The sequence below is a fragment of the Thermococcus atlanticus genome (assembly GCF_054657855.1).
The window spans coordinates 1,362,491-1,387,572 of record NZ_BAAHXX010000001.1 but is presented as its reverse complement, the minus strand read 5'-3'; the positions used below and the strand labels follow the sequence as shown (position 1 = coordinate 1,387,572).

Sequence of the window (25,082 nt, the reverse complement as noted above, 5' to 3'; positions counted from 1 at the left end):
TGGGGCTGAACTATTTCAGGTGGTTAAAATGGTGATAAGGCTCTCAAAGCTCTACGGGAAGCAGATATACAACACCAGGGGTTATTATGTCGGTTATGTCGATGAGGTTCTTATCGAGCTGGACAGGGGAGAGGGAAAAGTGCTCGCCCTGGGACTGCCGGGGGGAAAGGTGGGAGTCTCATATGACAGGGTTACTGCAATAGGGGACATAATACTGGTAAAGGCAAGGGAAGGTTAGCTCTCTTTAATTTTCATGGCCTCCAGGAACTTTTCTGTTATAGCCTCCTCTGCAAGTCTCAGGAGGGAGGATTTGTCCTTGGCAAGCGTGAATATTCCCAGAGGGATTCTTGCCCCTCCCATCTGCGAGTGCCCTCCCCCGCTCCCTATGCCCCCAAAGGCCTCTTTAAGAACCTTCCCTATGTTCACCCTCACATCCCGGGTTCTTGCCGATATCTCTATCCTGTCATCAACTATGCCAAACACGAGAACGGTGGTTATGCCCTCAAGACGTAGGAGAAAATCCGCTGATTCGGCAATGGCATCTCTGCTTCTTACGAAGCCCACGTTTGATATGAGGATGTTCTTGTAAATTCGCCTGTTCATTATGGCCCGGGCCAGTATTTCGGCGGTCTCGGTTGAAATGTCTGGGTGCTCTATTTTGTCAAGAAGCTCATAGTTGACCTTCCGGGTGAGAAACTCCACGGCCTTCAGGTCGGTATGCCCCAGCTTGGAGAACTTCTTTGTATCTACATAGATTCCGTAGAACAGCCCCGTTGCGAGCGTCTCCGTCATGTCCATCCCAAGCATCCTCAGGTACTCCGCCATGATGGATGCGGAGGCATGAACCTCGGGGCGTATGTCGAGGAACACATCGCCCTGCAGAACATCCCTGAGATGCTGCAGTATCTGATGATGGTCAATTATTATCTTCACCTTCTTAATATCCTCGGCCTCAAGTACTGTCAGGTTGCCGTTGGGCTGGCAATCAACGAGGGCTATGAACGGGAACCTCTTGAGTTCGTAGGAACCCCTCGAAACCCTTCTGAGGTCAATTCCGAGGAGGTTCACAAAGGCTCTGTTTTCATGGTGGGTTATCTCACCACCGTAGAATATCCTCGTTTTTAACCCCACGTTCTGGGCTATCACGCTCAGAGCCATCGCACTTGAGAGGGCATCAGGATCAGGGTTGTCGTGCACGATTATGGCAATGCTGTCCCCTTCCTTCTTCAGCTCCTGGAGCTTTCTGGAGAGCAAGTTTGCGTTTTTCTTCTCGCCGAGATGCTCTACAATGCTGATAATGGCATCAACAACAGCTTTTTTCGGGTAGATCGCATAGTCTATGCTAACCTCTGTCTCAAATTCCTCCTTTATCTCCCCCTCCAGGTCTTCCGGGCTCAGGTCATCGGGGAGAATCGTGAGCACGGGTATGCTTTTGTTGTTGGTTCTCAGGACGTGGACTGTTCTTTTTATGGTGCGCACATCAGTTGCGGTTATTATGGCGAGCTCAGCTCTGTCAATACCCGCTTTCAGAAGGGTGGCGGTATACGAGAAGTCCCCGTGAATCACCTGAAGACCGCTTTCAGAGAGGGCCTTGGCCCTCAGCTCATCCTTTTCAATTATGGTGACATCAAATTCTCCCTTCAGGCTTTCAGCTATCATCCGGCCGATAGCACCGCCGCCAAGGATCAGTATCCTCATGAATCATCACCTTTTAAGTACAATAATGTTTAAATATCTGCATTGATATATTATGACTCAGCATTCTTTAGAAAAGGAGATATATATACCTAATGGTGGTGATTATGCAGCTACCCACCGGACAGCCCGTTAAGGAGAATATAGTGGTTACAGATGTTCAGGAGCTTAAATCCCTTGTGAGAGATGCCCTATCGGATGCCAGCGGCGTTTTTCTGAAGATTTTCGCAAAAGATGCAACCGGCAAGTATTACCTCATGATGCTGATGGACAGATCAAAGCTTCTGGCGGTAGAAGCAATGCTGGTCGACCAGAAAAGCTCCGTTGTTGGAGAGAAAGCGGTTGAACTGTTCAGATCTCTCCTCGACATGCCCATGATCCTCGATATCTATGAGTTTGATGAAATTTCCCTCAAACTTTCGCTGGCCGACAACATAGATGCTTATTCCGCAACACCCAAAGTTCCGTTGCAGGAGCTTTTTGCGAAAACGAAGCCTGAAGCACAAAAACCCGAAGCGGAAAGAGCTGCACAACCTCCGACAGTGCCCGAAGTAAAAACCGAACCCGTGAGGGAAATCGAGCAGGAGGAAAAAAAGGTCGAGGTCACACCGGAACAGGAGCGGGAGATTAAACCGCAGGCAGAGGCCGAGGTCAAACCGAAACCTGAGATGAAACCCCCAGTGGAGGTCAGCTCCCCTTCTCCAGCTGAAGCCAAACCGGAATCAGTTATGAAGCCCAGAGGGCAGCCTGAGGTCGAAATCATACTGAAGGGTGGCTCGATACCTGAAGGTGCCTTCAGAAAATACGCCGAGGACCTGCTTAAGGAATCCCGGAGGATAAAGGGTCTCGATATCACGAGGATTGTGTTCGAGGGAAACGTCGGCGAGGGAGTTGTGTACCTGAACGTTGCCCTTCAGGGTGTCTCAAACGCCCCGCCGATGCAGAAGGAGATAGCGGAGAAGAGGATGATGCACGCCGTGAGCAAGTACGCCCCGGTGATCCTCAGGGAAACGGGAATAAAACCGATTGTCAAGGATATAAGAGTGATAATAGACGGGGAAGAGGTAAGGCCCCAGGAGATTGTGGACAGGGACAAAAGAAAGACCGCCCAGGTGGGGAAGGAGGGTATAATAACACTCACGGCCCTTGAGGACTACTGGACGTATTTCAGCGCATTCTCGAAGACCATCCTCAAAGAGATAGAGGATGCGGGAATCAGGGTCAAGAAGATGTATGTGGATATCGTTGGAAGGCAGGAATTCGAAATCAACGTGTCCCTTGCCTGTGTGTCCAGCAGGGATAAGGTTCAGGTTGAAACCGCCGTGGCTTCCATTGTGGCCAGACATGCAAGGGAGATAGGAAAAATCCTCAACAAATACACCACGGTCCACAGAATTACAGTTGAGCTTGAAGAAGCAAAGGGACCTGCAACCTCATCCAAGGCCGAGGAGATACTGAAAAAGAAGGCAGAGCTGGAGAAGGAAGTGGAGATGCTGCTGAAGCAGGCGGGTATAGATGAGCTCGCACCATTAACCGAGGAGAAAAAGAAGGAAACAGAGCAGGTGATGATTAGGAACCGTATACAGCCTGCGATGGAGACCCTTAAATCCAGGATACACAGCGAGCTCAAACTTGTGCCCAGGGCCACGTTCAAGTGGCTTAAATTCAACTGGGATTTTGACGGCAACTCAACCAGGGTTGATATTGAGGCCAGTTTTGTAAAGGAAGAGATAGGAGGTCTTTTCGGAGCATTTTCTGGAACTCCGGCGGACAGAATAAGGGACGAAGCAATTACAATCATAAAACGGGCCATTGAAGATGTCTCCAGGGATTATGGCATACAGATTGTTCCAGAAAAAATAGAAATAATAGTGCGCTGATTTTTTATTTTTTCAGTGCTTCAGCACTCAAGATCCTCATCATCCTGAGGTCAGTTCTGCCGAGCTCATCACGTTGGGGGGTTGCATTAATCCTATCTCCTTGGCGAGTTGGCGGGCACGATGCTCTGATGCTTTATGTCATATGAGTATACACGGGGTTCGAACTCGAACAACGGGGATTTCAGGACATACATCTGCTCAAGAATTTCATGATCGTTCCTTTTGCTTGAGAATTCGAGGACATAGTCGTTAAATTCAATATTCCATGACAGGAATCCCATGGAAACCCTGTCCCTGTTCAGGAGATAGAGGGAGAACAAGTGCCGGCCGTTTATAACTTTATTTGAGAGGAGACGCTTGATTAGCTTTACCGTCCGGTCTTCTCCTATTTCAAATGCCATGCCGTCAAGTGAAAAGACGAACTCAACTATGCCCTCTCTGTCTGTTTTCTGGAAAATCTCCCTGTATATCTGCTCAAGCTTCGGGATATAGGTTTCGGGGTTGAAAATATCTATCCTGTAGATGTAGTCCCCGGGATGGTGGAAGTCATATTTCGACCCGAACACATCTATGATAATGAGATTCCCCTTTTGGCCCTCCTTCTCAATATCGAGCCCCACAGATCTGCCCCTCAGGATGAGCCTCGGAAGGGGAAGGTTGTAGTTTATAATAATCCCCAGGTAGCCCTCAGAAATCTTGTGCTTCAGTATTTTAAACGGCAGCCCCCATCCCAGCGAGAAGGAATCGTAGATAACCAGCAGACTTGAGCCTTTAACAATCCCTCCACCAACCGCGTGGTCTATGTCTACCAATCCAGATGTTACCACTTGCATGGTGTACCACACTATCCTTTCCGCCTCCCGGATATATAAACTTTTTGCTTTATAAAAACAAAATTGTCTTTAGAGCACAAAAATTCCCAAGGAAGAAAAAGTTTATTAAGGCGAACAATATAATCTTAAAGGGAGGAGATGCCATGAATTCAAAAAATATGCTCAAAATGATTGTAACATCCAGTGTGCGTTACAAGGTGTTGCTGGCTCTTTCAGAAGGGCCAAAAGCTCTTAGTGAAATCCAAATGCAGGTTGGTTCGACCAAATCGACCATCTCACATGCCATCAGCGATCTTGTGGACGAGATGCTCATAACCCAGGATCCCGATACGAGGAAGTACCGGCTCACCAACATGGGACGCCTGGTATATCTTCAGGTGAAAAATGTCGCAGATGCCCTGGAGAGCATAAAGAAGTTCGAGGATTTCTGGCTTTCCCATGATCTGAGCGGCATCCCTGAGGAGCTCCTGCTCCGTATAGGGGATTTAAAGGACTCAGAGCTCCACACAACAACACCAGAATATCTGAGGCTTCCCCACGATGTTTATATGGAGCTCATAAAAACGTCCAAGTGGATTAAAGGCGTTTCGCCCATACTGTTTGCCGATTATCCCGAGGAGTTTCTGGGTCTGGTGTTTGGGGAGGAGGTGGATATAGAGATTATAACAACCCGGGCGGTGTATGAAAAGCTGATCGAGCTGTCCCCCCGCGAAGCTGTCGAAAAGGTCAGGGAAATGCCGAATGTGCGGCTCTATGTGCTCGATGAGAATCCAAAGGTCGCGTTCACCGTGACGAACAACTTCCTCTCCCTGGGCCTGTTCCTCCCCGACGGCACCTACGATATGATGAATGACCTGATAAGCAGGAGCCCACGTGCCAAAAAATGGGGAATTGACCTGTTTGAACACTACAGGCGGAAGGCTGAAAGGGTTATATGATATCGAGCGGCATGGTATTTCATGCACTTAACCCTTTTTAATATGGTGGACTTACTGGGATGATTACATAACGGTTATATAAAAGTTATGCCTAATTAAGGTCAGAGGAGGGTAACATGGAGCTGTCTCATGGTTATGCCGAACACCTGAAACATAAAAGGGTCATGGATATGCTCAACTCTTTTTCCGGGTTAGCTGGAGCTGTTTTTGCCTTCATGGTATCAACATCCCTTTTTCTTGCGGCAAGCGGTGTGTTCAAGCTCTATCTCTCATTTATACTGTACGGTGTTGAACCCCGGTGGAACCTCTTAGCAGCCACGTTTCTCCTCGTCTTCAGTGTCTATGGCATCAACAAGCTAACCGACATGGAGGAGGATGAAATCAACAATCCCGAACGGGTCGGTTACATAAAGAGGATTGAGGGGATTTTCAGACATGCGATTCTGGTCTCCCTCCTCCTGGCCGTTTTTCTGAGTGCCCTCACAAGCCTCTGGGCGGTTCTTGTGGTTCTCTTTCCCATAGCTGCGGGTGTTCTCTACAGCATCCGCCTCTCCCCAAATTATCCGAGGCTCAAGGACGTTACGGGGGTTAAGAACACGATAATCGCAACAACGTGGGCAAACGGGACGGCATTTCTACCATACCTCGTGGCCGGCAACGTGGCGCTTTCAAAAGTCGCCCTCATATACTACTTCTTCTTCATGAAGAGCATGATAAACACGATCCTCTTCGACGTCAGGGATATAGAAGGGGACAGAGTCAACGGAATAAGAACAATACCCGTGAAGCTCGGGTTCAGGAAGAGCAAAGCCCTTCTGATAGCGCTGAACTCGACGTTCCTGCTCTGGCTCGCTTTAGCATATCATCTGGGATACTTCGGGAGGTATCTCCCTGTGCTGGTATTCTCAATCCTCAATGGCTATGCATACATCCTCCGTTTTGCTAGAGAGGGCTATAAACCCGGAAAATCTCTCGATGTATGGGTGGATGGTGAGTGGTTATACACCCTCCCCCTCGCCCTCATCATGTAACCTTATTCGTTTTCCATCGAAACGTTAAATTTTTAAACTTAAAAGCATCCCCCTAAATCATGAACACGATGCTCCTCGGCGTGCTGATGGCGCTCACATCAGCTTTTTCATGGGCAGCCTCGGCCATACTTATAAAGGCAGGGATGAAAAACAAAAGCCCGATAGCGGCCAACATATTCAGGCTTTACGCTGTTTCGCTCATGTTTGCAGTCATATTCGCTGCGGACGGGACGTTTTCGGGCCTTTTCCTTCTCTCGGGAAAGGAGCTGCTGATTGCATTTGTCTCGGCCCAGTTCGGCTTTGTCATAGGTGATTACTTCTATCTGACAGCCCTGAAGCTCATGGGTGTTTCGAGGACGGTTCCGATAACATCAACATACCCCCTGTGGGCAATCCTCTGGGCGTTCCTCTTCCTCGGGAGACCCATCAACATCCAGATAATAGCAGGTGCGGTTCTTATCGTAACCGCCATTATTGTGGTGAGGAAAGCGGAGGAAGAGGAGCGCATAAATCCCAAAGGCTTTATTTTTGCCCTGCTTGCCCCCCTTTCATGGAGCTTTGCCATAATGACAATGGACTGGCTCACGGTTCAGGGGATGTCGGTGCTTGCCCTCGCCGGCATAAGGATGATGTTCGCAGCAATAGGGGTTTCAATTTTCCTGCCCGGACATCTCCGTGAGCTCAGAACAATCACCCTGCAGGAGGTCCTTCTTCTGACCGGAGCAGCTGTCTCCGGCCTTCTCATCGGACAGTACCTCTTTGTGTATTCTATCAACCTCGTCGGCTCCCAGATCGCCGCTCCCGTCTCCGCAATAAATCCCCTGATCGCATCCTCCATGGCCATATTCTTCCTCAAAGAGCCGCCGAACAGGAAGATACTCGAAGGCCTGATCCTCGCTGTCATGGGCGTGATACTCATATCGACGGCATAGGTTCATGTCGCTGGAATAATTTGAGTCTGGCAGTTCATTTAAGTGGATAACACTAACAAAGCTTTCAGGCACACTGCGGTTATCCAGATAGCGCTAATCTTTTAAGATGTGAAGCCGAGTATATTCTGCCGACAGTGAGGGGACAACAGTCTCCTCATGGGCCCCGTCAACCCGCGCCCCTGACCTCAAGCGGGGTCAAGTGATGGGGCTGTGCTCACGCGGGGCCCACAGGGCCGGTGCATCCACCCGTCTGAGCGGTGATGGCGGGCCTCTGTTGCCGGCCCACAGCTTTTTAAACCCTCCTTCCAAAATTAATAACCGGTGGTTATTTATGGCCATCCCGCGGCCTATTGATCCGAGAGAGATACGTCGAATTCGAAAGGAGCTTGGCATAACCCAGGAGGAGCTCGCTGCAAAGGCGGGCGTTACCCAGGCATACATAGCCAAACTTGAGACAGGCAAGGTTGACCCCCGGCTCTCCACGTTCAACCGGATTCTTCAGGCTCTGCTGGAATGCAAGAAGGCCAAGCTAACCGCAAGGCAGATCATGTCCTCCCCTGTTATAGCGGTTAAACCCTATGAAACCGTTGAAGATGCCATAAAGCTCATGAACAGGTACAACATCTCCCAGATACCGGTTCTGGCAGGTAATAAGGTTGTTGGCTCTGTAACGGAGAGGACTCTCGTGAGGAAAAGCCTCGAATATGAAGACCTCTACGAGAGGAAGGTTATGGAGGTCATGGAAGAGCCTTTCCCGATAGTAACTGAAGAGGAGGACATAGAGGTCGTTAAATATCTCCTTGAGGAGCATCCGGCTCTCCTTGTGCAGGATAGAGAGGGGAGGATAGCCGGAATAATAACGCGTTCGGACCTCTTCAAGATAAAGTAGCTACCCCCGGGTTTTCTTCCATTTTCTGATGCTTTCTTCCAATGCTTCCCTCACAGCCCTTCCGATTGAAATTCCAAGCTCTGTTGCAGTCCCTGCCCACCGGACGGCGCCTTCACGGGCAAAAACCCCTATGCCGTCGCTCGTCGTCCCTGTTGCATTATAGCCGAGCTTCAGGAGTGTGTATGTTTTTGCCTCCGTAGCGGTCATTATGGCGTTTGCCAGTGCCCCAACGCTCAGACCTTCATCGATGATGAGGGCGATGTTTATCGTTCCCGGTCTCCACGGAGGTGGCGTTTCACCCGCTATGGCCGGGTTTGTTATGCCCGCGGTAACGTGTGCCTCCACCTTCCCCGCCTTCGCACAGGCAAGAACATCCTCAATATCGGCGGCTGTCATGAAGCCCACATAATTTTTCAGTCCATTCAGCCTCTCGAATTCCCTGCAGTCCCTCCTGTAGTCCCCTCCGTAGTTTTTATGCACGTGCATAAAGAAGAATCCCCTCGCTTTAAACAGGCCGCCGTTGTGGGGTGCGTTGCTCAAGCTCAGCATCTCCTCCTCAAAGGGGTGGATGTGGTGTTTGCGCCGCATGAGTTTAGTGCGATCTTGATGTTTAATAGTCTGATGGTGGTTGAGTGTTCTCAACTCTCCGAATTTCAACTTTTCTGAGTATGCCAACATCATGAAATCTCCAAATTGGAGAAAAGTTTATATAGTAAAAATGCCAAAAAAATTTGTCGTGGTGCCTATGGAATATGTGATCTTCGTGAGTTATGAAACCGATGCTGAGAGAAAGCGCATAGACTACCTTCTGGACAAATGGTCGGCTAGGGCTAAAATAAGAAAACCGAAAGGCATGGTTTTCCTGATAGAAACAGAGGGAGCAAATGAATTCTTAGCGGAACTCCTCTCAAAGCTTTCCGGCAACGCAGCCGAGAAAGTAGAGGTCTACAAAATTGAGGAGGTGGTCAAGAAGGTCGAGGCAAGTATGAGAACCCTCCAGTACTCCATACCCGAGGGTGTGCGTGTTGTTGGGAAGTTTGTGGAATACCTTCTCTCAAAGCTCAATGCGAGCTATGTTCATTCCGATGCCCTGGCGAGGGTGTATGAGGTGTATACCCGAAAGGGGAGAGCGCTCATCAAGACAATTATCAGGGGAGGTGAAACATCCACCGTTATCTTCAAGATTGAGGGATACGGTGATGCTGTGGATTTTTTAGCTGAGAGGATTGATGAGGAAATGAAACTTTTTGCAGGTGATTGAGATGGGGATATTCGAAGAAGGTAAAACTGACTGTGTTAGGGAACTTTTGAGGCCAGCTGAACGGGTTATCAAACAGGGGCTCGATATATACATCGAGAGTTTCAGCAGAAGGGAAAAACTGTGGATTCAGATTGAGGATAATTACAATCAATATCTGGACGGCAAATGCGGAGATTTTCTCCCTGATCTGGACAGGCACTTCAGGTCAAAGTTCGAGGGAGCAATGGCGATTTTAGCCTGGAGCTTCTGGTATAACCGGGAGCTTTACCCCCCGGCTCAGAAAAGATATCAGAATAAGGAAATCCAGGCTGTTGACAGAATCCTGCGCTACAACGTCTTTGAAATCATGGGCAAGGATGACATCCTCAGGAAGCTTGTTGCCAGGGACGAAAAGCTCCTAAGCCTCTTGAAGGATTACTACCTGGGCGTAGATAAATGGATCGGGGAGTTACTGGAGGACCCGGAAATAAAGCTTGCACTGAGGCATTTCCTGAAGAACAAATGGGACTCATATAAGGGCAAGGTCAACGAAGCTCTCAGTGAGGCGGTTATGCGCTTCGACTGGTTCAGGCCGCTGATGGTTGAATGGGAGAAGCAGAAGAAGGAGGAGATAGAGGCCATTGAAACCCTCTACCAGAAGCAGATTTCCAGGCTGAGGAACCAGATGGAAGAAATGAGGACACAGTTTGAAAAGGAAAAAGAGGAGCTCAGAAAAAGACTTGAAACAGCGAAGGATGAGGAGATATCCCGGCTCATCCGGGAGAAGGAAGAGATGAAAAAACGCTTTGAGGAAGAGAGGCAGCGCTTGGTTGAGGAAATTTCAAAGATGAAAGACGAAGAAGCGAGGAAAATGCTTGAGGAAGAGCTTGACAGAATGCAGAAAGAGATGCTTGCAGGCATTAGAGCTATGGAAGATGAGATACGAAGGAAGGAGCTCCAGCTGAAGCAGAGAGAAATGGAGCTCAGAAAGAAGGAGCTCGAGCTGAGCGAGAAGGAAAGCGAGGTCGAGAAAAAGATAAGGGAGATAATGGCGGCCAGAGGTAAGATAGAGAAGGGATCACGCTTTGTCAGGAGAGACGAGGCAAGGATAATGGAGATGAACTTCATAGGAAGGATGAAGGGCAGGCTCAGGAATGAGCTCAGGATACTCGGGAAGACCTTCAGGATTGAATCGCTAACAGAAAAAGCCACTTTTGATACGGGAATCTTCGCAGGGAAGCTGAGCGAGAGGGATTTGAAGAACATACCTGAAAACACCGCTTTGCTCGCAATTCTCAGAGAGAAGAAGTTCTTTGGAAAGAAAGAAACACTTCTCCTCAAGGCAATTTTCTGCGGCAGACCTGAGAAGTATGCGGAGGTCGGATTCGACACAGACCCTGCCGAGCTCGCTGATGTGAATGCACTCCTCGTGGATGCCAGGAGGGAAAGCTTCGACAGGGTTATACTCCTCCTTGCATCTCCAACCGGTTTCGAGCACCGCGTAAAGGACTACATCAGTTCCACAGACTTCCACAGAAACTTCGTTTCCGAGAAGGTTTCCCTGGCACTTCTTGACCTTGAAAGCGGAGAGCTCACCATAAATCCAAACGACAAATATGCAAGGGCATTTGAGCCATTTCTCAGGCTTGAGAGGGACGAGGAGCTGATGAGCAGAATTAAGAGCATCATTGAGGAGAAACTCTCCAGGAAAGGCTACGTCAGGCTTGAGGATATGCTTGAGAACGCTACTGAGGATGTGATAAAGAGAGCATTTCATGAGCTCGCCAGGGAGAAGGGGTATGCGACCAAGTTCATTGATGGGGTTGGTTACATCCTTGTGAAGGAGGGCTTTCTCTGAGGTGTTCATATGGAAGTAGACAGGGAACTGATTGAGCGAAGACTGGCAGATATCAAGGCGTCCCTTGAAGATGAGAGGGTCTTCCACATCATCGAGGAGAGCCTTAACGACTTAGACGAGTTCATAGGGGAGGTGATGACGTATCTCGATAGAGGAAATGATCAAAATCCTGAGGAAGGAGCTTGAAAAACATCCCGAGATCATCTTCGCATATCTCCACGGGAGTTCACTTGAGGTGGAACACTTTAGGGACATCGACGTCGCGGTCTACGTTGATGAATCGGTGAATGACTACCTACGCTACGAACTAAAGCTTGCCACAGAGCTTGAGATGAAGCTCGGCAGAGAGGTTGATGTAAGGGTGCTCAACGACGCTCCTCCTGCCTTTAAATACCGCGTCGTTAGCAGGGGCAGGGTTCTCCTCAGCAGGGACGAGGAGAAGAGGTTCAGATTTGTGGAAAATGCGGTTTGGGAGTACCTCGACTTCGAGCCCCTTGAGAGAAGAGCCCGGAGGGAGATAGTGGTCAGATGAAGTTTTCGTTGTTTATTCACAGCTGGAGGTGTTCATATGAAGATACTCGATAGATTTAGGAAAAATACGATTGACAGGCTCTCCCTGAGAGAGCTTCAGGCGGAGGAGATAAGGCTGAAGAACAGGCTCGAAAGGCTGAAGAAGGACATAAACACCATAGAGAAAAAGAAAAAGCAGCTCTTCCAGGAGGGAATAGGCGCCGACAAACTCAAGAAGAGGATGCTGGCGCAGGAGATTAAAGGCCTCGACATGGAGCAGAAGCTCAAGCTCAAGGATTTCACCACGGCGCAGAGACAGTACACACTCGTCAAGAACCTCATCATAGTCAAGAAGTACGAAAAGGAGCTCAGGAAGGTCGGCATCTGGGAAAAGTTGAGCAACGTCGAACCGGAACAGCTTGAGCAGGCGCTGATAAAGGTAAATCTCGACGGCAGGGAATTTGACGACATGGTGAGCAGCCTCAACAGGGTCTTTGAGATGGAGATAGCGGAGTTTGAGGAGTCTGAAGATGAAACCGAAAGAGAGCTCATGCGGGCATGGAGCCAGGTTGAGGCAGGAGAGGCCGACGTTGAAGAGGCTGCTGAAAGGGTTATCTCCATTGACAAGCATCTTGAGGAGGAAGAAGAATGAGCTTCCTTTCCCGTTTTTTCGGGAAGAAAAATCCCCTTGACATCCCCCTTCCAAAGCTCCGGGAGAGCCAGATAAAGCTGGAGTATCAGATTGAAAAGATTGAGAGGGAGCTATCCTCAATAGACGACGAGGTGGCGTTGCTATTTGAGCGGGCAAAAAAAGCCAGAACCAAAAGCGAGGAGCTCACGATAGCCACGAAGATAAAGACCCTCAACCAGCGCAAGAAGAACCTCCAGAAAACCCATGCGCAGCTGAACAAACAGCTCATGCTCATAAGCAACCTCGCGATAATAAAGGAAAATGAAGCCCTGCTCAAGGGAACGCCAACATGGGATCTGCTAAGGAACATGTCTCCGGAAGAGCTTGAGAGGAACCTGGCCGAGATGCAGCTCGATGCACGGAACTTCAGCGAAAACCTCAACCAGATGCTCGGAATGACCGACCAGACCATAGGGGCGGGCGTTGACTTCGAGGAAGACGAGGAGCTGGCGGAGATAATGAGAACCATCCACGCCGTCAAGGAGGGCGAGCTTGAGCCAGAGGTTGCAGCTGAAAAGGTAACCGGCGAAGGGAAGGAGAAAAAGAAGAAAGAGGAGCTGCTGGAAGAACTTTGATTTTCCCGCTTTTTCCAGGGGAAGGTACTAATTCAGGTGAATAAAGGCGAGCGAACACGAGAATTATGGTGGGAAGAAATGCCAGGGCGAAAAGGACGCAGTCTGACGGAGGATTTCATAAGGCGCTTCCTGATTTCAATCTTTTTGATATACCTGATGGGCACTTTTGGAGTTTTAATTGCGCTGTTCATCTTCATGCCCCTGATTGCCGAGATATTCAGAGAGCTTGAGGAGCCCAAACCAGCTCCCCTGCCTGTTCCTCCTGATCTCCCGAAAACCGGCACGAGAGAACTCCTGCGGAATGGACTGGTAATTGAGCCTCCAGAGGAACTTTACATCAATAAGGAGAGCAGAATCAGGGTGGGCTTCAGGAACACCTCCCGCAGGAGATTCTCCGTGGAGATAATTCTCGACGAGCTGGGGGCGTATGGAGATGTTTCGCCGTCCAGACTTCGCCTCTCCATGAGGGAGGGGGAATTTAAATCAGAATTCATCACATTCATCCCGAGAAAGACCGGCCGCTTTAAGGCCGATGTAAAGGTAAAATCAGGCATATTTCTGGTCAGGATTCCTGTTGAATTTGAAGTCCTTGAGCCTGTGGAGGGCATCCCCAGCTGGGGTAGAGCTGAATCCGGCGAGAAATACCTCACACCGAACCTCCAGACCCTTTTTGAGCGCTATGAAGAGGTTGAAGCTGTGGGGGAGGGCGGCTTCGCGAGGGTTTATAGGGCCAGAAGGAAGGACGGCAGCGTTGTCGCTCTCAAAATCCCCTATCATCTGACAGAGCAGGCCGGAAAGGTATTCCTGAAGGAAGTTATGGTGTGGAGTCGGTTAAAGCATAAAAACATAGTCGAGCTTTACGATGCCAACATAGTGCCCCTCCCCTACATCGAGATGGAGTACTGCGAAAGCTCCTTAGCGGGGCTTGACAAACCCCTGAACTGGGAGAAGGCTGCAAGGCTGATTTTTGAGGTCTGCGAGGGGCTGAAATATGCACACTCAAAGGGCATAATCCACCGTGACCTCAAACCCTCAAACATCCTCCTCAAGAACGGCACGCCGAAGATTTCAGACTGGGGGCTGAGCAAGGTTGTAACGGAGAGCCGCTCGACTACAGGGACGAGTTTCACTCCCCTCTACGCTGCCCCGGAGCAGATTAGCTCCCGTTTCGGCTCGACGGATGGAAGAACCGACATCTGGCAGCTGGGCGTTCTGACGTACGAGCTTGTGAGCGGCAGGCTGCCATTTGACGGCGAGGACTTCGTCGAAGTGGCGGGGAAAATTACAATGGAGGAGCCTGAAAAGCCGAGCCGGTTTAATCCCGATGCGAAACCCCTCGAACCCCTGATAATGAGGTGCCTTGCAAAGAGGAAGGAGGATAGGTACCAATCAGTTTATGAGCTCCAGAGAGACTTGGGCGAACTGCTCGGCGGAAGATACAGGGAGGAGCTGAGGAAGAGCGTTGATTTCTCGCGCTCGGCCTACTACGCCGGTCAGCTCCTCCTTCTCCACATGAAGCTCGGTGATGCGAAGGAGGCCTACAAGTATGCGCTGGATCTGAAGAGATATGCAAAAGGTGAGGCAAGGAAGGAGCTGGAGGAGCTAATCAGAGGGCTTGAAATCCGGATAAACGAAGGACTGCCGGTTCCAGCGGAGCTGGTGGAAAAAGCCGAGGTGATGGTGCATGAGGTCAGCGGTGCATAAGATTGGGCAGAAATGCCGCAGAAAAATTATTATAATCTGTATGCATCATTCTGTGTGGTGATATCATGTTCGTGAACAGAAGGAAGGAGTTGGAGTTCCTCGAAAGGAAGTGGAATGAGGAAGGGGCACAACTCCTCGTAATCTACGGGCGCAGAAGGGTTGGAAAGACGATGCTTATCAAAAAGTTCCTGAAGGGCAAGAAGGGCATCTACTTCCTTGCCACCGCGGATTCAATGGGCGAGAACGTTAAAGAGTTAGCTGAGAAGTTTGCAGAGCTGACCGGAAGGGGATACTTCAGGGAGGTTAAAGACTTCGGAAGGCTCTTCCTTTATCTCGGGGACGAAATAAAAAACCAGAGGGTTGCCGTGGTTCTGGACGAGTTTCAATATTTGATGGGCCTTGAGCCGGGGATTCTGAGCGTTCTCCAGAAGGTCTGGGACGAGGGCCTTAAGGGTACAGGGATATTTCTCATCCTCTGCGGTTCCTCAATAGGAATGATGGAGAGAACACTCGAATACAAGAGCCCGCTCTACGGGAGGAGAACAGGGCAGTGGAAGGTCGAGTCCTTCGACATCAAGGCCATGGCCGAGATGCTTCCCGGTAAAAGCATGGAGGAGCTTGTAAAAACCTACGCAGTCTTCGGCGGCGTTCCCTTCTACCTCGACCTGATTAAGCGCTTAAGCGTTGAGGATGCGATAAGGGAGAAAGTCCTGAGAAAAGGCGAAGTTCTCTACGAAGAGCCGGAGTTCCTCCTGAGGGAAGAGTTGAGAGAGCCGAGGGTTTACAAGCTCATCCTCAAAGGTCTCGCCCTTGGCTACGAAACCCTCGGTGAGCTGGTTAACTTCACCGGCCTAGACAGGGGGCACATTTCAAGATACCTCCAAATCCTAGAGGGGCTCGACATCATTGGCTACGAGCTCCCCTACGGGAGGAGGAAGCGGGGGCGCTACTACATCAAGGATAATTTCTTCGCCTTCTGGTTCCACTTCGTTTACCCCAACTTGGCCGATTTGGAGCTTGGTTTAGTCAATGAGGTCTGGGCGACGATTGAGCGTGAGCTGAACGCCTACTACGGAAGGATGTTTGAGAGACTGATCAGGGAAATGCTCCGCCAAAAAATTCTCGACTTCGGGCAGAGAAGTGTTGCGAGGTGGTGGCACAAGGGGGAGGAGATAGATGCGGTTGTAGAGCTTGATGACGGCCTTCTCTTCGTCGAGGTGAAGTGGAGCGAGCTGAAGAGAAAAGAGGCGGAAAAAATTCTTGAAGGGCTGAAGGAAAAGGCGGAGTTCTTTGACGTGAAAAACAAACGCTTTTTGCTCATCGCCAGGAGGATTGAGGATAAAACCCCTGAGATGATGGATTTGGAGGAGCTGGAAAGGCCGGTTAGGAGGTGAATGGATGGAGAAAGACTTCGAGATATTCCTCAGCTACTACACGAGAACAGGCTTGGATTATGCAGAAGAGCTCAAAAAGGTATTGAGAGATAACGGATGGAAAGCATTTCTGGCACACCACAATATACTCGCTGGCGAACACTGGAAGGACATAATTTTCAACTATGTTCTGCCCTGTATCAAATACTTCGTCCTATTGTATACTCCCGGTGCTGAAAAAAGAAAATGGATCAGACAAGAATACAAATACGCTAAGAGACTGAGAAAAACTATAATCGCATGTGTGTATATCCCAGTGGGTGAGAGTGTTGGGAATATCCTCACCCGTATTGAACCGGCATTTCCCGGAATCTCTGAGAAACAAGTAATTGAATGGAGGGATAAATCTGAGTTGAACTCAAAAGTCATCTTGACGTTGGAGAGATATCAGAAAAGAAGTCCCATCACTGGGCAATTGTCCAGAACCCATATAATGCAATCAAGGGACAGTTCTCGAGATTCTCATGCTTATCAAGATCAAAATTTAACATCACTTGTTGAGATGGCTATACTTGAAGCCAACTCAAACAAGAAAATAGAACTTATTAAAACTTTACAAAATCTACGCCTCTACACAACAACCCATAGAACTAAGATGGAAGCTCTGATTGACTATCTGAAAATTTACATAAAAGAAGATCTCCCAATCAGCCTAGAATTCATTAAGGAGTTGGAGCTTGTTCTTCACGAGATAGTCTTAGAGCGGGAATCTTCTATCCAGAAACGTTTTGGGGTGAAAGAATGAAGCCAATCTCAATCTCGGAAACGGCCGATAAAAAGTACTGGATAAAGAAGTATGAGTTCGAGGGAATGGAAGCCGAGGCTAAGGCTGTTGCGCTGATGCCCAATGGAGACATAGTAATTGTTGGAAGCATTAAGCCAAAGGAAACGGACGCTAGATCAAGTGGGCTGGTTGCGAGGCTCGACAAAAAAGGAAACGTGAAGTGGGTTAGGATTCTTGGGGGGAATAAGGATGATGAGTTTAACGACGTGAAAATAGCACCAAATGGAGATATTATCGTAGCTGGCTATACTGAAAGCTTCGGCGCCGGTACCCCTGATCACTCAAACGTTTGGGTTCTCAGGCTTGACGAGAATGGCAATGTAAAATGGCAGAGGTCATTCGGTGGCGAAGATAGTGGGAGTGCCTGGGCAGTCGCCATTGCGGAAAACGGTGATATAATAGTTGTAGGTACTACTTCCAGAGCAAATATTGATAAGGATATCTGTGTTCTTAAATTAGATGGTACAGGTGGGATAAAATGGCAGAAAACCTATGGAGGAAGCGCTGATGATGAGGCTTACGCGGTTGCTGTTACAGAGAACGGCGACATCATCGTTGCCGGTTACACTAGAAGTTTCGGTGATGGTGGCAGGTACGTTTGGGTTTTGAGGCTTGATAAGAATGGAAATGTTAAGTGGCAGAAAAGTTATGGAGAAAAGTGGAATTCTGCTGAGGCATATGGAATTGCGATAACCCCCAATGGGGATATTATAATAATTGGTGATATTCGCGATAATGCTTGGATCCTACTACTTGATCCTAAGGGTAACGTTAAGTGGCAAAAGGCCTATGGCGGAAAAAATATTAACCAAGCATCTGCCGTAACTATTAGCCCTATGGGCGATATATTCATCTTAGGCTTTAGAACAAATGAGAATTTTGAATACACTATCCCATGGATTCTTAGCATTGATATTACTGGAAATATAAAATGGCACAAAATTTATGGAAAATACACATTTTATGATGAGATGGACATTGTATCAGATGGGAGTTTTATAGCTATCACTATAGGAAACAAAGTTCTCTATTTGCCATCAAATGGGGAGATTCCTGAATGTAGGAGAATCAAAAATGCCAAGGCCATTACTATGGATACAAATGCTATCGTCAAAAACACTCGTTGTAAAGTCAAAAAAGCCGGCGGTCTTTTCTCAAAGTTCAAAATCACCGACACCACCGCCACCGTCAGAACGGCGGTGCCGAAGGTTGAGGTTCTCTGCGAGTGGTCTCCGGGGAGATGCAGAAAACCCTGGCCCGGCCACCTCATCAACGGTCGCTGCTACATCGTGAAGACACGAGTTATCGACGAATGGGCTTTAAGGTCGGCGCTGGAGGAGCTGGACAAAGAATTAAGCAGTATTGACTTCATCCAGCCCCTTCCAGGTGAAATTGTCGTTTATCCTTTCAAGGGCATCATAGAGGGCGAAAACCTCTTCGTGACGCGTTACATAATCTCGCGTGGGCCGGGGGAGAGCGGCATCATACCTTCAAAGAAGTTCGTCGAAATCCTTGACAGGATAAAGAACACTGCAATTCCTGAAATCGGGGTGCCCGATAAGGTGAGCAGGGGCCTCATTACCGGGGAAGCTGAGGCCAAACCCGCTCCTAAAATTTCCGAAGTCCCCAAAGTCCCTGAAAGAGCAAAGGCTGTGGAAGAGACCAAGACATTGGAGGGCTTCCCCTCAGCTCTTCTTGAGCGCTACGAGCCCCTTGAATTCCTCGGCGAGGGCGGCTTTGCCAGGGTGTACAAGGTCAGGAGAAGGAAAGACGGGAAGATCGTTGCCCTCAAGATACCAAGGATAGACAAGAGGACGAGCAGCCTGTTCATCAAGGAGGTCGCCGCGTGGTACAACCTAAACCACGAGAACATAGTCAGGCTTTACAGGGCCGACATCTTACCGGTTCCGTACCTTGAAATGGAGTTCATTGAGGGCGTTGAGGTCGATGGAGAGCTTTTCAGAGACCTCGGAGCTTATCCGAAGCCCGTTGATGAAAAAACGGCGCTGAAGCTCATCAAAGGAATTGCCTTGGGTTTAGCTCACGCCCACTCAAAGGGCATTTACCACCTCGACCTAAAACCCCTGAACGTCCTCCTTAAGGCTGACTTAACGCCCAAGATAACGGACTGGGGACTGGCGAAGATAAGCGCAAGAAGCTCTTTGAGCAGGCACTACGGCTATTCTCCACTCTACGCCGCACCGGAGCAGCTTGATGAAGAAACCTTTGGAGTGCCAGACCACAAGACTGACATCTACCAGCTCGGCTTAATCTTCTACGAGCTCCTAACCGAAGAGCTCCCGTATAAGGCAACCTCCCCCGGCGCCCTCGTGGGGAAGATACTCTACACCAAGCCAAAACCCGTTTCCGAATTCAACGAGAAGCTCAGGAAGTTTGATGGCATCTTCGAGAAGCTGCTGGCGAAGAGAAAAGAGGAACGCTATCAGTCCGTTGAGGAGTTTTTATCAGCCTTAGAATCCCTTGGAGAGCTGGAGAGGGAGAAGGAGGAGCTGAGGAAGACGAGCATGGCAATGAGAAAAAGCCGCTCAAGGGAAGAATTTGAGAAGCTAAGGATAGAGAGCGTACGCAAGACCGTGAAGATTGCCATTCTCAGCGCCAGGCTGAACGACAAGGCCGAACTGCTGGCTGCGCTGGACGACCTCAAGTTCTACACGAGGGAGAACCTAGACGACCTTCTCAATGCCATAGCCCAGGTGGAGCTTCTCCTCAAAGAGGGCATTCCAATAGGCCCGGAAGTTGAGGAGAGGGTCAAGGCTTTGGTGCTGAGGATTGAGGGAGAGGCACTGAGGTGAAGTTTGGTTAATTTAGATTAACTAAAATGGTGAAAGTTTAGTAAATCTAAATTAATCAGAAGCGGTGATCGGTGTGAGCGGGGCATGAAGACTGAGAAAAGTGGTTGGTAGAGCGACCAGAATTTGGGTAAAACTAGTTCAGTTAGGCGATCAAAATTTGAGCAAGTTTGGTATAATCAAACGACCAAATACTCAAGTTGATGTAGAGGTGTGATAATATGATTGCTCCAATTGACTCCGAATTGACTCAAAAATGCCTCACGGTGGGTCAAATGGAATGGCTCAATTTGCTCATAAAAGGCTCGGAATTGGCTCAAATGGAAACGTTTCAAACGCATCACGAACGTTTCATAAACGGGTCATTCGGGTCAGAAAGGGGTCGTAAAGGGGTCAGATTGGGAGGTTGCTGGAGATGAAGATATGCGAGCTCATAAAACTGGGTGAAAACGAACGAGTCGAGTTTAAGGAGAACCTCGACATCAAAAAGATACTCACGGCCGTTTCGGCCTTCGCCAACACTTATGGCGGTTTGATAATCATCGGCGTCCGCGATAAAGACAAGAAAGTGGTGGGCGTTCAAATCGGAAAGGAAACGCTGGCAAAGCTTGCCAACGAGATTGCCCAGAACACCGAGCCGGAGGTTATACCGAGGCTCAAAGTCGAGAGGTGCGACGGTAAGGGTGTGATAGTGGTTGAGGTTGATGAGCATCCCGTAAAGCCCGTAATGGTGAGGGGCAGAGCCTACAAGAGGGTTGGAAATTCAAACAGAAGGCTCACCCCAAAGGAAATCTCCGAGCTTTTCGAGGAGAGTGTTGGGCTGAGCTGGGACGCCTATCCGGTTGATGCCACTCTCGACGACGTTGATCTGGACGCGGTGGGGGAATTCATGAGAAAGGCGAAGCTGCCGAGCGATGACGAGGTTGAAGCCCTCAAAAAGCTCAGGCTGATCAGGGACGGGAAGGTTACGAGGGCGTTAATCCTGCTCTTCGGCAAAGACTCCCAGGGGTTCTTCCCGCAGGCAAAGGTTAGGGTTGGGCGGTTCAGGGGCAGTGAAATCCTCGATTCGGTTGATGTGGAGGGGAACCTCTTCGAGCAGGTCGAGGAAGCGGTGAGCGCGATAAAGAAGCACATGAGCAAGAGGTACGTGATAAGGGGGCTGGTGAGGGAAGAGGTCTGGGATTATCCGCTTGAGGCCGTGAGGGAGGCGGTGGTAAACGCGGTGATGCACAGGGACTACAGAACGCCGGAGGATGTGCAGATAAAGGTTCTCGACGACAGGATAATCTTCTGGAACCCCGGAGGCCTTCCGGTCGGTTTGAGCGAGGAAGACCTCTACCGCGAGCACCCATCGAAGCCGAGGAACAGGCTTATAGCAGAGGTTTTCCATTTGGCGGGCTACGTTGAGAAGTGGGGCAGCGGGACGCTGAGGATTCTGAGGGCGTTTGAAGATGCCAAGCTTCCGAGGCCCGAATTTAAGGAGGCCTTCGGGGGCTTCCAGGTGGTCTTTTACAGGGACCGTCTGACCGAGGAGAGGCTGAGGGAGCTTGGCCTCAACGAGAGGCAGGTTAAGGCCGTTTTGTACGTCAAGGAGAGGGGGAGCATAACGAACAGGGAGTACAGGGAGATGTTTGGGGTTTCAAAGGAGACTGCCAAACGGGATTTGAAAGAACTGGTTGATGCTGGAATATTTGAGAAAACCGGGAAGACTGGAAGGGGTGTTAGGTATATATTAAGGGGTCAAACGGGTCATAAAGAGGTCATAAACGGGTCAAAATGACCCCTTTACGGAGGTGTTTGAATGACGTGCCGATGCAGGGGTTTGGGTGCCGGTGGAACGATGCCCACAGGCATGACTATATCTGGTGATTGGGAGGTGGTCTGATGGCCTACTGGGCGAAAACCTACGGGCCGGGTGAAGCTAATGCCGTGGCGGTTGATAAAAATGGGGATATTATTGTGGCTGGATATGTTGAGAAAGACGACAAAAAGGACGGCTTTGTCGCCCGGCTTGATAGTGAAGGAAACGTTAAGTGGTTTAAGACGTACGGAGGAGACAGAGAGGATGTTTTTAATGATGTGAAAATTGCAGAGAATGGGGACATCATAGTTACAGGATATACTGAAAGTTTCGGCGCTGGAAAAAAAGATGCTTGGGTCCTCAGGCTCAACGCTAACGGGAATATAAAATGGCAGAAAACCTACGGCGGGAAGAGTATTGACGAGGCTAACGCGGTTGCTATAGCAGATAACGGTGACATTATCATAGCCGGCAACACTTTCAGCTTTGGCACTGTTATCGAGGACATTTGGGTTCTGAGACTTGACAGCGAGGGAAACGTTAAGTGGGCGAAAACCTACGGGGGAGAATCCACAGATCATGCCCATGCGGTTGCCATAGCAGATAACGGTGACATCATCGTTGCAGGCGACACTGACAGCTTCGGCGATAGCAGGGACGTTTGGGTCCTCCGTCTGGATTCCAACGGGAATGTCAAATGGCAGAAGACCTACGGGGGAAGCGGTTGGGATGGTTACTGGGACGTTAACGTTGCCATTGCCCCCAACGGTGACATCATCGTTGCAGGCGACACTGACAGCTTCGGCGCCGGTGGAAGAGACTTTTGGATCCTCAGGCTTGACGCCAACGGAAACGTGAAGTGGCAGAAGACCTACGGCGGGAGCGGTTGGGATGTAGCTTACGCGGTTGCCATAGCAGATAACGGTGACATTATCGTGGCTGGAAAAACTTACAGCTTCGGCGCTGGTTATGGGGACGCTTGGGTTCTCAGGCTTGACGAGAATGGCAATGTGAAATGGCAGAAAATCTACGGAGGAGGCAACTCTAAGGCAGTTATCTTAACCGAAAACGGGGATATTATCGTAGTGGGAGGCTACTATGGAAATAATATTTGGGTTCTTCACCTCCCGCAAAACGGCGAGCTTAAGGATTTCTCCATAGACTCAAATATAGAGGCGTCGGAAAGCAATGCCATATTCATGGAAACCCACGCCCAGGTCTCGGAAGTCTGCGAAGAAAAAGAGGTCGAAGAAGAGCATGAAACCTGGGAGACGGTTGGCAGAATAATCAAGAGGAAAGTCAAAAAGAGGGTGAAAGTCAGGAGGAAAATCAAAGAGCCGATAAAGGGAGAACCATCCAGCGCGGAAGTCAGGAGGATCACAGTCAGAGAGGGTGTAATCTACTCAACAAACCCGAAAATCACCGAATTCTGGAGACTCATCTCTGAGGGACAGCTTGAAAAGGCCACAGAACTCTTCGAAACGCTCTATCCAGTGATGAGCGGGGCGCTCGTTACATTTCTCGTTCCAGAGCCAGTTCTCATACTTGAAAAAGAACACGAAGACGAAGGAACCACGGAGGTTCTGCTCGGCCTCTCCAACCCGTACCTGAGCAGGCTGAGAGTGAAGCTCAACCTGAAAAAAGATAAATACTTCACCCCTGAGAGGGACTCCCTCACCTTCACCCTTAAGAGAGGTGAGAGCTTTAGTCATAGGGTCAGAGTGACGAGGGCAAAAAACGACAAGGGAGAGTACAAATTGAAATGGGATTATTTTAGAACAACTTTCGAGTTCCCGGACCATGGTGCCAGATTGGATTACTGGTTAAAACTTGTGGACGAGGGGGGAATGGCCTACGCTCTGGCCCGACTTGAAACAAACTTGGCCAAAAGGCTTGAACTCCTACGGAAGGCCGTTTCCCTTGGGCATGAAGGGGCCAAGAAAAAACTTGAAGAGATTGAAAGGCAGTTTAGGCCCCTCAAGCAGAAACTTTGGAACTCCCTCTCCTTCACCATTCCCCAGCTCGTCGAGGGCGTTGATTCCATCATCAAGCTCACAGCCAAAAACGACTTTACAAACTCCCTAAAGCCCACCCTCGACCTCTCCGACAACGACTTCCTTGACCTTGAAGCCACGACCCTTGAGTTCCCTGAGCTGAAGAAGGGTCAGAAGGTCTCGAAGAGCCTCGCGGTTAAGCCGAAGTACGCCGGCAACTTCGACTTCAAAGTCAAAATCAAAGCTATCGCTGACGGCATCGAGCTTGAGACCGAGAAGGTAATCCCGGTGGAGGTTGCCGAAAGAAGTGCCCAAGCATACGCCACGCCGGTCACACCAGCAACACCGACACCTCAGCCAATCACACCAACATCCTCATCCGCTGGACTTCAGCTTCCAGCGGACTTCCTTTCCCAGCTGGCCTACAAATACTCGGACGTCGAGCTCATAGGCAAGGGCGGCTTCGCGAGGGTTTACAGAGCGAAAAGGAAGGACGGAAAGATAGTTGCCGTCAAAATCCCCCTCAGCCTCGACGAGAACACTGGAAAAGCCTTCCTCAGGGAGATAACCAACTGGCTCCACCTGAGGCATCCAAACATCGTTCGCCTTTACGATGCGAACATCCTGCCAATCCCGTTCCTTGAGATGGAGTACTGCGAAAGCTCCCTGGCAAAGCTGAGGAAGCCTTTGCCAGTTGAAGTTGCCGCCTATCTGATCTTCAACATCGCCGAGGGCCTGAAGTATGCCCATTCAAAGGGCATAATCCACAGGGATTTGAAACCGAGCAACATACTCCTCAAGGGCTTCACGCCCAAAATTTCAGACTGGGGGCTGAGCAAGGCCATGACGGAAACCCATTCCACAACCTTAGCCAGCTTCACGCCCTTCTACGCTTCACCAGAGCAGACCTCAAGGCGCTTCGAAAAGCCAGATCACAGGAGCGACATCTGGCAGCTGGGCGTTATCTTCTACGAGCTCGTCACCGGAAGGTTACCCTTCGAGGGCGACGACCTCATAGAGGTGGTTTCCAGAATAGCCACGGACGAGCCGGTTCCGCCGGGCGAGCTCAACCCCGAGGCAAAGGAGGTGGAGCACATCATGATGACCTGCCTCCAGAAGGACATGAACGAGAGATACCAGTCGGTTGCCGAGATCCAGCTTGAGCTGGCGACATACCTCGGAGTTAAATACCGGGAGGAGCTGAAGAGCTCGATAACACTAAACGACTCAACGAGGGCCGCTTTCTATGCTGGAAAGCTCATGCTGATGTTCCTCAAAATGGGGAACCTAAAGGAGGCCTACAAGTACGCCGGAGACCTTGAGGTTTACTCCCTCGGCTCGCTGAGAGATGAGATTTCAACCTTCAAGGAGCAACTGAGGATAAGGATGGAAGAGGGGATAGGTGTTATCCCGGAGGAACTGCTGGCAAAAGCGGAGATAATAGCCCACAAGGTGAGCCTTGGCTTTGAAAGGATATAGCTCCC

The 25,082-nt window shown here is 49.7% G+C and carries 21 protein-coding genes; 18 read left to right on the top strand and 3 right to left on the bottom strand.

Features of this window, described 5'->3' with window-relative positions:
• Positions 1–28: 28 nt before the first annotated feature.
• Positions 29–238 carry a PRC-barrel domain-containing protein gene (locus tag ACYQ27_RS07345; RefSeq protein WP_456395224.1) on the top strand — a complete coding sequence of 70 codons (210 nt, stop codon included), beginning with the start codon at positions 29–31 and terminating at the stop codon, positions 236–238.
• On the opposite strand, the gene ACYQ27_RS07340 is transcribed toward ACYQ27_RS07345, so the two are convergent.
• Positions 235–1,698 carry a DHH family phosphoesterase gene (locus tag ACYQ27_RS07340; protein WP_456453443.1) on the bottom strand — a complete coding sequence of 488 codons (1,464 nt, stop codon included), beginning with the start codon at positions 1,696–1,698 and terminating at the stop codon, positions 235–237. The two genes, ACYQ27_RS07345 and ACYQ27_RS07340, sit on opposite strands and share 4 nt — an antisense overlap.
• Positions 1,699–1,802: 104 nt before the next feature.
• On the opposite strand from ACYQ27_RS07340, the gene ACYQ27_RS07335 reads away from it, so the two are divergent.
• Positions 1,803–3,575 (top strand): DUF2226 domain-containing protein, encoded by a 1,773-nt coding sequence (locus ACYQ27_RS07335; RefSeq protein ID WP_460041366.1) that lies wholly within the window; start codon positions 1,803–1,805, stop codon positions 3,573–3,575.
• A 92-nt stretch (positions 3,576–3,667) separates the two neighbouring features.
• Here the strand turns inward: ACYQ27_RS07335 and ACYQ27_RS07330 are convergent, their stop codons facing one another.
• Positions 3,668–4,420 (bottom strand): RAD55 family ATPase, encoded by a 753-nt coding sequence (locus ACYQ27_RS07330; protein WP_456453445.1) that lies wholly within the window; start codon positions 4,418–4,420, stop codon positions 3,668–3,670.
• 131 nt (positions 4,421–4,551) lie between these two features.
• On the opposite strand from ACYQ27_RS07330, the gene ACYQ27_RS07325 reads away from it, so the two are divergent.
• From ACYQ27_RS07325 to ACYQ27_RS07310, 4 genes are all read left to right on the top strand, one after another.
• Positions 4,552–5,346 carry a helix-turn-helix transcriptional regulator gene (locus ACYQ27_RS07325; RefSeq protein WP_456395188.1) on the top strand — a complete coding sequence of 265 codons (795 nt, stop codon included), beginning with the start codon at positions 4,552–4,554 and terminating at the stop codon, positions 5,344–5,346.
• 116 nt (positions 5,347–5,462) lie between these two features.
• Complete coding sequence (locus tag ACYQ27_RS07320; protein ID WP_456453446.1) at positions 5,463–6,377, top strand: UbiA family prenyltransferase; 915 nt, start codon at positions 5,463–5,465, stop codon at positions 6,375–6,377.
• 59 nt (positions 6,378–6,436) lie between these two features.
• A complete protein-coding gene (locus ACYQ27_RS07315) occupies positions 6,437–7,309 on the top strand; it encodes a DMT family transporter (protein ID WP_456453447.1) in 873 nt (290 codons plus the stop codon).
• A 331-nt stretch (positions 7,310–7,640) separates the two neighbouring features.
• On the top strand, positions 7,641–8,198 hold the full coding sequence (locus tag ACYQ27_RS07310) for a CBS domain-containing protein (RefSeq protein ID WP_456395182.1): 558 nt from the start codon (positions 7,641–7,643) through the stop codon (positions 8,196–8,198).
• On the opposite strand, the gene ACYQ27_RS07305 is transcribed toward ACYQ27_RS07310, so the two are convergent.
• Positions 8,199–8,876 carry an adenosylcobinamide amidohydrolase gene (locus tag ACYQ27_RS07305; protein ID WP_488199836.1) on the bottom strand — a complete coding sequence of 226 codons (678 nt, stop codon included), beginning with the start codon at positions 8,874–8,876 and terminating at the stop codon, positions 8,199–8,201.
• A 67-nt stretch (positions 8,877–8,943) separates the two neighbouring features.
• Here ACYQ27_RS07305 and ACYQ27_RS07300 point away from each other — a divergent pair, with 67 nt between their 5' ends.
• The 12 genes from ACYQ27_RS07300 (at position 8,944) to ACYQ27_RS07245 (ending at position 25,077) form a co-directional block, all read left to right on the top strand.
• A complete protein-coding gene (locus ACYQ27_RS07300; RefSeq protein ID WP_456453456.1) occupies positions 8,944–9,459 on the top strand; it encodes a hypothetical protein in 516 nt (171 codons plus the stop codon).
• A gap of 1 nt (position 9,460) precedes the next feature.
• Positions 9,461–11,296 carry a hypothetical protein gene (locus tag ACYQ27_RS07295; RefSeq protein ID WP_456453449.1) on the top strand — a complete coding sequence of 612 codons (1,836 nt, stop codon included), beginning with the start codon at positions 9,461–9,463 and terminating at the stop codon, positions 11,294–11,296.
• A 9-nt stretch (positions 11,297–11,305) separates the two neighbouring features.
• A complete protein-coding gene (locus ACYQ27_RS07290) occupies positions 11,306–11,482 on the top strand; it encodes a hypothetical protein (RefSeq protein ID WP_456395176.1) in 177 nt (58 codons plus the stop codon).
• Complete coding sequence (mntA, locus tag ACYQ27_RS07285) at positions 11,454–11,828, top strand: type VII toxin-antitoxin system MntA family adenylyltransferase antitoxin (RefSeq protein WP_456453450.1); 375 nt, start codon at positions 11,454–11,456, stop codon at positions 11,826–11,828. Before ACYQ27_RS07290 ends, mntA begins: the two co-directional genes overlap by 29 nt.
• 36 nt (positions 11,829–11,864) lie before the next feature.
• Positions 11,865–12,458, top strand: coding sequence for a chromosome assembly protein (locus ACYQ27_RS07280; RefSeq protein WP_460041365.1), 594 nt, complete (start codon positions 11,865–11,867; stop codon positions 12,456–12,458).
• Entirely contained in the window at positions 12,455–13,072 is a 618-nt protein-coding gene (locus ACYQ27_RS07275; protein WP_460041364.1) for a hypothetical protein, read from the top strand. Before ACYQ27_RS07280 ends, ACYQ27_RS07275 begins: the two co-directional genes overlap by 4 nt.
• Before the next feature lie 78 nt (positions 13,073–13,150).
• Complete coding sequence (locus tag ACYQ27_RS07270) at positions 13,151–14,776, top strand: serine/threonine-protein kinase (RefSeq protein WP_460041363.1); 1,626 nt, start codon at positions 13,151–13,153, stop codon at positions 14,774–14,776.
• A gap of 65 nt (positions 14,777–14,841) precedes the next feature.
• On the top strand, positions 14,842–16,170 hold the full coding sequence (locus ACYQ27_RS07265; protein ID WP_460041362.1) for an ATP-binding protein: 1,329 nt from the start codon (positions 14,842–14,844) through the stop codon (positions 16,168–16,170).
• A gap of 4 nt (positions 16,171–16,174) precedes the next feature.
• Complete coding sequence (locus ACYQ27_RS07260; protein WP_456423573.1) at positions 16,175–16,954, top strand: toll/interleukin-1 receptor domain-containing protein; 780 nt, start codon at positions 16,175–16,177, stop codon at positions 16,952–16,954.
• The gene (locus tag ACYQ27_RS07255) at positions 16,951–19,806 is read left to right on the top strand and encodes a protein kinase domain-containing protein (protein WP_456423575.1); all 2,856 of its coding nucleotides are present in this window, start codon (positions 16,951–16,953) and stop codon (positions 19,804–19,806) included. The genes ACYQ27_RS07260 and ACYQ27_RS07255 overlap by 4 nt, the downstream gene beginning before the upstream one ends.
• Positions 19,807–20,218: 412 nt before the next feature.
• Entirely contained in the window at positions 20,219–21,583 is a 1,365-nt protein-coding gene (locus ACYQ27_RS07250) for an RNA-binding domain-containing protein (protein WP_456423577.1), read from the top strand.
• Positions 21,584–21,687: 104 nt separating this feature from the next.
• Positions 21,688–25,077: a protein kinase domain-containing protein gene (locus tag ACYQ27_RS07245; RefSeq protein ID WP_460041361.1), complete on the top strand. Its 3,390-nt coding sequence runs from the start codon at positions 21,688–21,690 to the stop codon at positions 25,075–25,077.
• Positions 25,078–25,082 lie beyond the last annotated feature (5 nt).

Coding starts and splice junctions, on each gene's coding strand:
- ACYQ27_RS07295 (WP_456453449.1), top strand. CDS start 9,461: ATGGGGATATTCGAAGAAGGTAAAACTGACTGTGTTAGGGAACTTTTG.
- ACYQ27_RS07310 (WP_456395182.1), top strand. CDS start 7,641: ATGGCCATCCCGCGGCCTATTGATCCGAGAGAGATACGTCGAATTCGA.
- ACYQ27_RS07260 (WP_456423573.1), top strand. CDS start 16,175: ATGGAGAAAGACTTCGAGATATTCCTCAGCTACTACACGAGAACAGGC.
- ACYQ27_RS07325 (WP_456395188.1), top strand. CDS start 4,552: ATGAATTCAAAAAATATGCTCAAAATGATTGTAACATCCAGTGTGCGT.
- mntA (WP_456453450.1), top strand. CDS start 11,454: ATGATCAAAATCCTGAGGAAGGAGCTTGAAAAACATCCCGAGATCATC.
- ACYQ27_RS07255 (WP_456423575.1), top strand. CDS start 16,951: ATGAAGCCAATCTCAATCTCGGAAACGGCCGATAAAAAGTACTGGATA.
- ACYQ27_RS07245 (WP_460041361.1), top strand. CDS start 21,688: ATGGCCTACTGGGCGAAAACCTACGGGCCGGGTGAAGCTAATGCCGTG.
- ACYQ27_RS07270 (WP_460041363.1), top strand. CDS start 13,151: ATGCCAGGGCGAAAAGGACGCAGTCTGACGGAGGATTTCATAAGGCGC.
- ACYQ27_RS07305 (WP_488199836.1), bottom strand. CDS start 8,876: ATGTTGGCATACTCAGAAAAGTTGAAATTCGGAGAGTTGAGAACACTC.
- ACYQ27_RS07290 (WP_456395176.1), top strand. CDS start 11,306: ATGGAAGTAGACAGGGAACTGATTGAGCGAAGACTGGCAGATATCAAG.
- ACYQ27_RS07275 (WP_460041364.1), top strand. CDS start 12,455: ATGAGCTTCCTTTCCCGTTTTTTCGGGAAGAAAAATCCCCTTGACATC.
- ACYQ27_RS07250 (WP_456423577.1), top strand. CDS start 20,219: ATGAAGATATGCGAGCTCATAAAACTGGGTGAAAACGAACGAGTCGAG.
- ACYQ27_RS07300 (WP_456453456.1), top strand. CDS start 8,944: ATGGAATATGTGATCTTCGTGAGTTATGAAACCGATGCTGAGAGAAAG.
- ACYQ27_RS07315 (WP_456453447.1), top strand. CDS start 6,437: ATGAACACGATGCTCCTCGGCGTGCTGATGGCGCTCACATCAGCTTTT.
- ACYQ27_RS07340 (WP_456453443.1), bottom strand. CDS start 1,698: ATGAGGATACTGATCCTTGGCGGCGGTGCTATCGGCCGGATGATAGCT.
- ACYQ27_RS07335 (WP_460041366.1), top strand. CDS start 1,803: ATGCAGCTACCCACCGGACAGCCCGTTAAGGAGAATATAGTGGTTACA.
- ACYQ27_RS07345 (WP_456395224.1), top strand. CDS start 29: ATGGTGATAAGGCTCTCAAAGCTCTACGGGAAGCAGATATACAACACC.
- ACYQ27_RS07265 (WP_460041362.1), top strand. CDS start 14,842: ATGTTCGTGAACAGAAGGAAGGAGTTGGAGTTCCTCGAAAGGAAGTGG.
- ACYQ27_RS07280 (WP_460041365.1), top strand. CDS start 11,865: ATGAAGATACTCGATAGATTTAGGAAAAATACGATTGACAGGCTCTCC.
- ACYQ27_RS07320 (WP_456453446.1), top strand. CDS start 5,463: ATGGAGCTGTCTCATGGTTATGCCGAACACCTGAAACATAAAAGGGTC.